This window comes from Bradyrhizobium sp. 179 (genome assembly GCF_023073535.1).
Taxonomy (GTDB): domain Bacteria; phylum Pseudomonadota; class Alphaproteobacteria; order Rhizobiales; family Xanthobacteraceae; genus Bradyrhizobium.
The window spans coordinates 1-1,178 of sequence record NZ_JADPJR010000091.1 but is presented as its reverse complement, the minus strand read 5'-3'; the positions used below and the strand labels follow the sequence as shown (position 1 = coordinate 1,178).

The window sequence follows — 1,178 nt, the reverse complement described above, 5'->3', positions numbered from 1 at the left end:
GCCGTGCTCGCGTCCGTCAAGGCGTGGCCTGGCAACAGACCACGTGAGGTTCGAGCGAGCGACGGCCATCCTTGACGGACGCTGCGCGCGACGTCATGAGGGGCCGTAGGTCGGGACGAAGAAGCGCGTCCCGGTCGAACTAAGAAGCAGAAAGTGATCCGACCGGCGGTTCGCCGCACCACGGCGTGCCGCGGGCCACCACTGTGTTTGCGAAGATGAGCATCTTCCTGGCGCAGGCAACGAGCGCCTGTTTGTGTTCCTTTCCGGCCTTGGTCAGCCTCTGGTAGAGCTGGATGAGCTGCGGGTTCCAGCGAAACGATGCGGCCAGTGAAGCCGTATAAAGCGCGCGACGCAGCCGCTTGCGTCCGCCCTCGATATGCCGAACGCCTGACCGCTCGCCGCTGTCGTCGTCATAGGGCGCAAGGCCGGCGAGAGCGACAGCTTGCTCCCGCGTGATCCGGCCGATCTCAGGCAGACGCACCAGGATGGCCACGGCGGTCGGCAGCCCGATGCCGTCGACGCTGTTGATCAGCGCAAGCCTCTTGGCAAGGTCGGGATGCTTGCGAATCGCGGCGACCAGGGCCTTGAGTGCGGCCCTCTCACGTTGCTCCAGGCGAGCGATATCCTCGCGCCAGAGCTGGTTCATCGCCGCATTGCGGCAGCTCTCGATCCTGTTCTTGAGGCGCGCAATATCCTCACCGATCTGATCGATCATGGTCAGTTGCTCGGCGAACGGCAGCAACCGAGGATCGGGAGCGGCATGGATCTTCCGCACTGCAGCGGTGCAGGCTGCGATAAGAGCGGCATCGACCTTATCGTTCTTGGCCCGCTGCAGGTGGAATGTGGCATAGGCCCGGACCTGAGCCGGTTGAAACACCACAACCACAAACCCTTTGCGTCGCAGTTCGGCGACGACAGGCTGTTCGTAACCGCCGCTCGCCTCGATGCCGACGCGTTTGACGCGATGCTGTCGCAGCCACGTCAGCAAAGCCTCATGGCCTTCCGCCGTGTTCTTCACCTGCAACTGCTCGCGGCTGCCTTCGATCGCCACATCAAGCTTCCGTTTGCCGGTATCGATCCCGGCACAGATCGTGCTATGCTTGGCCATCTTCGTCGATCCCTCCCTTGTTATGCGAACCTAAAGTTCGTTCAACCATTCGGGTCCCGATGAAGTGCCG

General features: G+C 62.8%; 1 protein-coding gene. It reads right to left on the bottom strand.

From position 1 onward, the window contains the following. Nucleotides 1-139: 139 nt before the first annotated feature. Nucleotides 140-1,108, bottom strand: a complete 969-nt coding sequence (locus IVB12_RS21670) for an IS110 family transposase (RefSeq protein ID WP_247301653.1) — start codon at nucleotides 1,106-1,108, stop codon at nucleotides 140-142. Nucleotides 1,109-1,178 lie beyond the last annotated feature (70 nt).